This window comes from Mesorhizobium sp. WSM4814, from assembly GCF_055811595.1.
The window spans coordinates 141037-149130 of sequence record NZ_JBVVQT010000015.1 but is presented as its reverse complement, the minus strand read 5'-3'; the positions used below and the strand labels follow the sequence as shown (position 1 = coordinate 149130).

Annotated in this window: 7 protein-coding genes; 4 read left to right on the top strand and 3 right to left on the bottom strand. The window is 62.4% G+C overall.

The window, feature by feature from the left end:
* Positions 1 to 495 precede the first annotated feature (495 nt).
* Positions 496 to 924, top strand: a complete 429-nt coding sequence (locus AC0L2V_RS21825) for a CBS domain-containing protein (RefSeq protein WP_091600429.1) — start codon at positions 496 to 498, stop codon at positions 922 to 924.
* A gap of 204 nt (positions 925 to 1128) precedes the next feature.
* Here the strand turns inward: AC0L2V_RS21825 and AC0L2V_RS21820 are convergent, their stop codons facing one another.
* Positions 1129 to 1908, bottom strand: coding sequence for an alpha/beta fold hydrolase (locus tag AC0L2V_RS21820; RefSeq protein ID WP_091600430.1), 780 nt, complete (start codon positions 1906 to 1908; stop codon positions 1129 to 1131).
* Between the two features lie 134 nt (positions 1909 to 2042).
* On the opposite strand from AC0L2V_RS21820, the gene AC0L2V_RS21815 reads away from it, so the two are divergent.
* The 3 genes from AC0L2V_RS21815 (at position 2043) to AC0L2V_RS21805 (ending at position 7517) form a co-directional block, all read left to right on the top strand.
* Positions 2043 to 2969, top strand: a complete 927-nt coding sequence (locus AC0L2V_RS21815; protein WP_473521159.1) for a LysR family transcriptional regulator — start codon at positions 2043 to 2045, stop codon at positions 2967 to 2969.
* Positions 2970 to 3225: 256 nt separating this feature from the next.
* Positions 3226 to 4386: an efflux RND transporter periplasmic adaptor subunit gene (locus AC0L2V_RS21810; protein ID WP_473510693.1), complete on the top strand. Its 1161-nt coding sequence runs from the start codon at positions 3226 to 3228 to the stop codon at positions 4384 to 4386.
* Complete coding sequence (locus tag AC0L2V_RS21805) at positions 4386 to 7517, top strand: efflux RND transporter permease subunit (RefSeq protein WP_473510694.1); 3132 nt, start codon at positions 4386 to 4388, stop codon at positions 7515 to 7517. Before AC0L2V_RS21810 ends, AC0L2V_RS21805 begins: the two co-directional genes overlap by 1 nt.
* 1 nt (position 7518) lies before the next feature.
* Here AC0L2V_RS21805 and AC0L2V_RS21800 read toward each other — a convergent pair whose 3' ends face one another.
* The gene (locus AC0L2V_RS21800; RefSeq protein ID WP_473510696.1) at positions 7519 to 7710 is read right to left on the bottom strand and encodes a DUF2283 domain-containing protein; all 192 of its coding nucleotides are present in this window, start codon (positions 7708 to 7710) and stop codon (positions 7519 to 7521) included.
* Complete coding sequence (locus AC0L2V_RS21795) at positions 7707 to 7970, bottom strand: DUF4258 domain-containing protein (RefSeq protein WP_473510697.1); 264 nt, start codon at positions 7968 to 7970, stop codon at positions 7707 to 7709. Before AC0L2V_RS21795 ends, AC0L2V_RS21800 begins: the two co-directional genes overlap by 4 nt.
* Positions 7971 to 8094 lie beyond the last annotated feature (124 nt).

Sequence of the window (8094 nt, the reverse complement as noted above, 5' to 3'; positions counted from 1 at the left end):
GGCGCGCCGCCCTCGTTGGTGAGGCGTATATAGTCGGCGCCCAGCCAAAGTGTCAACAACGATTTCAATCTTTTTTGCGGAGAACTGTTACGCTTTTGGCGTCTCAGTTCAGGGGCGCACTACACCATGTCTTAGGTGCGATTTGTTACCTATGTCTCCGCCCGGGACCCGGCGGACGAACCGTCTCCCGTCCTCTCACCCTATATGGGAACAAAACGGGAAGCTTCAAGGGTCACGCCGCCCATGTCCGGTCTGCAAGGCGGTATTTACGGCAAACGGGACCGGAGCCCGATGGTTCCGGCGAATATCTATGCCGGCGCGGCCAAACGGCTGGAACCATTCGGCCCGGCTGTTAGTTCCATCAGCGAAGAACGAGGCCGCCGAGCGAGCGTCGCAGCGCGACAGGCCTGAGGCCCTCAATACGTCTTCCAGACCAATCTCGCTCGACGACTGCCGGCGTTGATGCCGTTCTGGGCGCGAACAGGGAGATTCACCATGAAAGTCGCTGAGATAATGACCCCCAACGTTCATCTCGCCAGTCCTGGCGAGTCGTTGCAGAAAATCGCGAAACGCATGGCGGTTGACGATGTCGGATTCCTGCCAGTCGGAGAAAACGACCGACTCGTCGGAACGATCACCGATCGTGACATCGTCGTGCGTGCGGTCGCCGAGGGCAAGGACGGCAATGCCACGGTCCGCGACGTGATGACCAAGGATGTCAAATACTGCTTCGAGGACGAAGATATCGAGCACGTCGCCCAGAATATGGGTGACATCCAGGTCAGGCGGTTGCCTGTCCTCAATCGCGACAAGCGCCTGGTGGGCGTGGTCTCGCTCGCGGACGCGGTGCTGAAGGAAGATCCGGCAACCGCCGGAATCGCGATGTCCGGTGTCGTCGTACCCGGCGGCGCACACGCGACGTAAAGCGCTCTGCCCGGCTGCGTGGTCAAACTGAGTTCAGCGGCGCATTAGCGCTGTCGCGTCTCAAAGCGACGGCGCTACCGAGCCGTAAATCAGGCCTTCCTGTCATAGTGCCGGGGACGTCGATGACGCTCCCGGCTGCTCCAGTATCTTTGCACGTTCCCACTTGCGCTCTTGGCCGTGGCTCAGAGCTACGTTTGGGCGATGTCAGTTCGGTGCCACCGCGGTATCGCCCGGCACCACACCCTTGGCAGCCTGTTCGATGACGTCGGCTACGGCCTGTGGCTGGGTAAGGAATACCACATGGCTGCCTTTGACCTCGGTGGTGACCGCCCCGATACGATCGGCGGTGCTCCGAAGCAGTTCGGGCGCAATAGCGCCGTCCTCAGTCGCGACAACGTACCAGCTTGGCTTGGTCTTCCACGCCGCCGTCGTCACCTTGGCCTCAAGCGCCTTCATAGCGATCGGCACTTGGGAGTCGCGCAGGAATGCGGCATCGGCATCCTTGGTATCCCCAGCAAAGCCGGCCTTAAACGTCTCAATCTTCAGGAACGCGAAGCCATCGGGCTGCACGTCAGGCTGAAAGTTCGGCGGCGGAGGAATTTCGGCATATTGGTCCAGCGTGGATTGACCGACATCTGGAGCGAAGGCAGCGACATAGACGAGGCCCGCAACATTGGCAGCGTTGCCAGCTTCTGTAATTACCGTGCCACCGTAGGAATGACCGACGAGGATGGCGGGCCCATCCTGCCGGGCGAGCACGCGACGCGTTGCGGCGACATCGTCTTCGAACGACGTGAGCGGGTTCTGGACGATCGAGACTTTGTAGCCACGACTTGTTAGTTGGTCGTAGACGCCTCGCCATCCAGCTCCGTCGGCAAAGGCGCCGTGGACGAGAACGACGTTGCGGAGCGGCGCGCTTTGTGCGTCGGCAGCAGTTACCGAAAGCGTCAGCGCACCGACGGCGATCGCTAGGGATTTGATCATGGCAGTTCTCCAGTTGGTTTTGCTGTTGATAGGACAATCATGATCTACCCTGACGGACCTGACTTGATTACCGAGCGGATTAGGACATCAATGTCTCAAAATGAGAGACAATCCGAACTTGCTGGAGGACTCATATGCTGCGCGACTTCAGCGATACGGTCGCTTTCGTAAAGGTGGTGCAGGAAGGGAGCTTCACAGCGGCAGCGCACGTGCTCAAGGTGCCGAAGACACGGGTCAGCCGGAAGGTGCAGGAGCTGGAATCCAGACTGCGGACACAACTGCTGAATCGGACAACCCGCAGCCTGAAGCTGACTGAAGCGGGAGCGGTATATTTCCAGCACTGCGAACGAGTGGTGAAGAATCTGGAGGATGCGGAGAACGCAGTGGCGGAGTTGCAGCAACATCCGCGCGGATGGCTTCGGATTGCCGCCTCGTACTGGCTGGCAACTCGCGTCCTCGCTCCGCTGCTCACCGAGTTTCGCCGCTTCTATCCAGAGGTGTTCCCGCAACTGCTTCTTGGGCACGAGGTCGTCGACCTTGTCGCCAAGGACATAGACATCGCTTTCCGGCTCCAGGAAGGCACCCTGCCCGATTCCACGCTCACGGCTCGGCGGCTCGGCGCATTGCCGATGGGTATCTATGGGGCCCCGACCTACCTGGAACGTGCGGGGACGCCACAGCATCCATCGGAGCTGACGGAACATGCCTGCCTGTTGACAGAGTTCTATTTCAATCGTCCGGCAGTAGAATGGCCCCTATCGAGTGGCGGCGAGCGGTCCCAGTTCAAAGTACGAGCAGTGGCCGTTGCCAGCGATCCAGAGGCTCTTCACGGGTTCCTGCTGGAGGGAGTTGGTCTGTTCATGACCAACCATGTGCGCGTCAAGTCGGACGTTGCCGCTGGGAGACTGGTTCGTGTCTTACCCGAGTGGGCAGGGCCCGAACCAACCCTCTATGCGATCCGGCCTGGAGGCGGCGTTCAGCCCCCCAAAGTTAAAGCATTTTTGGACTTTCTCATTCCGCGGCTCGATTTGAAGAGGATTGACAGCAAAGCGAGCATCTGAAGTCGATCCTGCCTACCATGCGCTTCTTCCACCGCAACGATTGTTTCAAACTGACCACTACCCCATTGGCTCAGCCGGCTGAGCCAGTTTGACTCAAGCGTAGGCCCTATCAACGTTACACCGATTTAATGTGCAAGCGAGCGGGAGAATTGCCATAAAGCTTTGATATCGACGGGCCATCCCCTGTGTCGGAGGGTGCTGTCGCGTCTACTTCAGCTTGGGAAGCGTAGACGGGATCTTGCCAACCGGAGTGCCGATGGCCGCCTGGAAACAGATCGTTTTTTCACTTGTGATCCTCGTCGCGGCCGCGGCCGCCTGGGTTCGCTTTTTTCCAGGCGCGCCGGATGTGCTGGCGCGCTGGGGCATCGAATGGGCTGATGCCGCGACGCCTCCGACAGCGACGAGCGCCGTCGACAACGCCGGGCAAGCGGGCCGCCGCAGCGACGCCGGCCAACTGGCGACTATCGTCGCATTGCCGGCGGCCACGGCCGTCATCAATGATCGCCTGCGGGCAATCGGCACCGGCCGAGCCTACGCCTCGGTGACGGTCAATCCCTACAGTTCAGGCCGCCTGGTCGAATTTCTGGTCGAGTCCGGCGCCCATGTCGAAAAAGGACAGATCATTGCCACCCTCGATTCCGACACCGAGGTGATCGCACAGGACCGCGCAAAGGTTGCCTTGCAGGACGCGCAGGCCAAGCTCGACCGGGTCAAATCGTTGCGGGCTTCCAACGCTGCGACGGCGGTCTCCGTTGCCGATGCCGAGGTGGTGCTGGCCAATGCCAAGCTGGCGCTTCGCGATGCGGAACTGGCCTTGCAGCGCCGCTCGATCGTCGCGCCGATCGCCGGCGTCGTCGGCATCCTGCCGATATCAGCCGGCAACTATGTGACCAGCCAGTCGGCGGTCGCCACCCTTGACGACCGCTCCAGCATACTGGTCGAATTCTGGGTGCCGGAGCGCTTCGCCGCCGTCGTCAAAGTCGGCGCGCAATTGTCGGCGACGCCAATCGCCAACCCAAACAAAGCCTATACCGGCACGGTCTCCGCCATCGACAACCACATCGATGAAGCCAGCCGTACCCTTCTGGTCAAGGCAAAGATCGCCAATCCGGCCGATTCGCTGCGTGCCGGCATGTCCTTCCAGATCACCATGAAGTTCCCCGGCGACAGCTATCCTGCGGTCAGTCCGCTGGCGATACAATGGGGTTCGGACGGCGCCTATATCTGGACCATCGTGGACGGCAAGGCCAAGCGGGTTGCGGTGCGCATCATCCAGCGCAACACTGAGACCGTGCTGATCGATGCCCCGATCGTCAGCGGCGACATGGTGGTGACCGAGGGCACCCAGAGTGTCAGCGAAGGCGGCGAGGTCCGCATCGCCGGCGAACAACTGCGCGCCGCGGACGCCGACGGCTGATGACCGCAACCAACAACGCAGCCAGCGACACAGGATTCACCGCGCTGTTCATCCGCAGGCCGGTGATGGCCTTCGTTTTGAACACGCTGATCGCGGTCGCCGGCCTTGCTGCCTTTTACGGTGTCGAAATCCGCGAACTGCCGGATGTCGATCGCGCCGTCGTCACCGTCAACACGACCTTTGAAGGCGCTGCAGCCGAAACCGTCGACCGCGAATTGACCGACGTGATTGAGGGCGCGGTCGCCCGCGTCTCTGGTGTGAAGTCGATCTCGTCCACCTCGTCCTTCGGCACAAGCCGCGTCACCATCGAATTCAACGACGGCGTCGACCTCGACGTCGCCGCCTCCGATGTGCGCGATGGCGTCGGCCGCGTCGCCGACCAAATGCCGGATACGGCGGATGCGCCTCGCATCGTCAAGGCCGATGCCAATTCCGAGCCGGTGATGCGGCTGGCTGTCACCTCCGACACCATGTCGGTGCAGGACATGACGGTGCTGGTCCAGGACCAGATCGAGGACGAGCTTGCCGCGGTGCCTGGCGTAGCCGACGTCCAGGTCTATGGCGACCGCGACAAGATATTTCGCATCGATGTCGATCAGAACAAGCTCGCCGGCCTGGGCTTCACCGTCGCCGACCTGAGGACAGCGCTGGCCTCGGTCGCTTTCGATTCGCCTGCCGGCTCGATCACCACGACCAACCAGGATCTGATCGTGCGTCCGACGGCGGACGTGACCACGCCGGAGGAGTTCGAAAACATCATCATCGGCGGCACGACCCGCATCCGCGACGTCGCCACCGTCACGCTCGGCCCCGACATCGGTCAGACCACATTGCGTTCGAACGGCAAGACCGGCATCGGTCTTGGCATCATCCGCCAGGCGGAATCGAACACGCTGGATATTTCGACCGGCGTCAGGGCCGCCGTCGCCGCGCTGCAGGCGGATCTGCCTCAGGGCATGTCGATCAAGGTCACCAGCGACGATGCGGTCTTCGTCAACGGCGCGGTGCATGAGGTCGAGATCGCACTCGGCCTGTCCGTCTCCATCGTGCTGATCGTCATCTATGTGTTTCTCCTCGACTGGCGCGCGACGCTCATTCCTGGGCTTGCGATGCCGGTCGCCATGATCGGGACGATCGCCGCCATCTATCTTGCCGGCTTCTCGGTCAACATATTGACGCTGCTGGCCCTGGTGCTGGCGACGGGCCTGGTCGTCGACGACGCCATCGTTGTTCTGGAAAATATCGTGCGACGACGCAACGAAGGCATGGGGCCACGCGCCGCGGCCGTGCTTGGCGCCCAGGAAGTGTTCTTCGCCGTCATCGCCACGACGCTGACGCTGGTCGCCGTCTTCGTGCCGATCTCCTTCCTGCCCGGCCAGACCGGCGGCCTGTTTCGCGAATTCGGCTTCGTTCTCGCCATATCGGTGCTTCTGTCCGCCGTCGTGGCGCTGACCCTTTGTCCGATGCTTGCCTCGCGCATGCTGTCGGTCGCGCCGCTTCATCACGAAGGCGGCAGCGGCATCGGCGCCCGCATCGGCGGCGCGCTGAACAGGCTCTACCGGCGCTGCCTGCGCACCTGCCTCGATGCGCCGTGGATCGTGCTCCTGGTCGCGCTGCTGTTTGCAGCCACCGCCTTCACGCTGTTTGGCACTATCCGCCAGGAACTGACGCCGACCGAGGACCGTGCCATCGTGCTCATGCGCGTCGACGCGCCGCAAGGCGTCAGCCTCGACTACACGACGCAGCAGATGCAGAAGATCGAAAAACTGATCCAGCCGCTGCGCGATTCCGGCGAAATCCGCAACACCTTCGAGAGCGCCGGCCGCAACGGCGCCTACAACGCCGGCTTCATGGTGATGACACTGGCGCCATGGGACGAGCGCACCCGCAGCCAGCAGCAGATCATGGCCGACATCAGACGGCTCACCCGGCAGGTGCCGAGCGTGCGCGTCTTTCCGATGCAGCCCAACAGCCTCGGGATTCGCGGCGCCGGCAACGGCCTGCAGTTCGCGCTGGTCGGCAACAACCGTGCGGCGCTCGGCGACGCTGCGGTGAAGATCATCGCCGAGATGCAGAAGGACGCCCGCTTCCAGTCGCCCCGGCTTTCCGTCGACCCGACGCAGCCCCAGCTTTCCGTCGCCATCGACCGCGAGCGCGCTTCCGACCTCGGCATCGACATCACCAGGCTGGCCGATTCCTTCCAGGCCATGCTCGACGGCAATGATGTCGTCGACGTCTATATCGCCGATCGCAGCTACGGCGTGAAGCTCGTCTCGACGACCAACCCGATCAACGATCCGACCGATTTGGAGAACATCTTCCTGAAGACGGCCGACGGCCGCTTCGTGCCGATGTCGACCATCGCCACTTTGACCGAGCGCGCCGTACCGCCCTCGCTGACCCGCGAGCAGCAGCAGCCGTCGGTGGCGATCACCTCCAACCTCAGCGGCGATTTCGCGCTCGGCCAGGCGCTCACCCGCGCCGAGGCAATCGCCACGCCGCTTCTGCCGCCGGGCAGCCGCATCGTCCCCTTGGCCGAGGCGGCGACGCTGGGCGAGACCAACAGCGCCATGATCACCATCTTCGGCTTCTCGCTAGTCATCATCCTTTTGGTGCTCGCCGCTCAGTTCGAGAGCTTCGTCAGCGCGGTCATCATCATGGCGACGGTGCCGCTCGGCCTTGCCTGCGCGATCTTTGCCCTTTTGCTCAGCGGCACCAGCCTCAACGCCTACAGCCAGATCGGCCTGGTGCTGCTGGTCGGCGTGATGGCCAAGAACGGCATCCTGATCGTCGAGTTCGCCAATCAGTTGCGAGACCGCGGGCTCGGCGTGCGTGAGGCGATCGAGCAGGCCTCCACCATCCGGCTGCGGCCGGTGATGATGACGATGATCTGCACCGTGCTCGGCGGCGTGCCGCTGGTGCTGGCGAGCGGCGCCGGCGCCGAGGCGCGGATCGCGCTCGGCTGGGTGATCGTCGGCGGCCTGGGTCTGGCCACCGTCTCGACGCTGTTCCTGACGCCGGTCGCCTATCTCCTGCTCGGCCGCTTCGTCACGCCGAAGGTGGAAGAGGCGTCACGGCTGAAGCGCGAACTCGAGCAAGCCGCCTACACCAATGTCGAGCCGGCCGAGTAGGTCAGGCTGCCTTCAGGATCGCGGCGGGAAGGTGTTCTCGGGCATCCAGCACCTCCATCCCGACGATGTGACCGTCAGCATCATAGTCGAGGACTATGCCTGCGGAAACTTCCTCGCTTTCCTGGATCGCCTCCGAGGAAAAACGGATGTAGGCAGCATTAGCTTCCGGATCATATTCGAGTTTGAGCGTCATTTCGGCCTTCTCGCCCCGCGATCGAAGTAAGCAGACAGTATACGGATTTCCTCAGGCGTTTCCACACAGACGACACGCAGGATGCGGCCGCCATTTTCGGGCACCTGCTTGTACAGACGTATCACCGAGGTGTCTTTCACATCAGCCGCTTGCCAATCCGGTTCCCACACAGCACGTTCGATCCAGCGTTTGTCGAGAGACCGTTCACGAATGACAGTCTCGGCATGGTCGGTATACAGCAGTGGGCGTTTCGCAATCATTCAGCAGCTACATCCCGATGCACACTGTACCGCCGGTACTGGCCAAGTCAGCCAGCACGCGCTCCATCGCCTCGGCTTTGGCACTTTACCCGCGGCAAGGATGATCGTAGTTCGGATAGCTTTG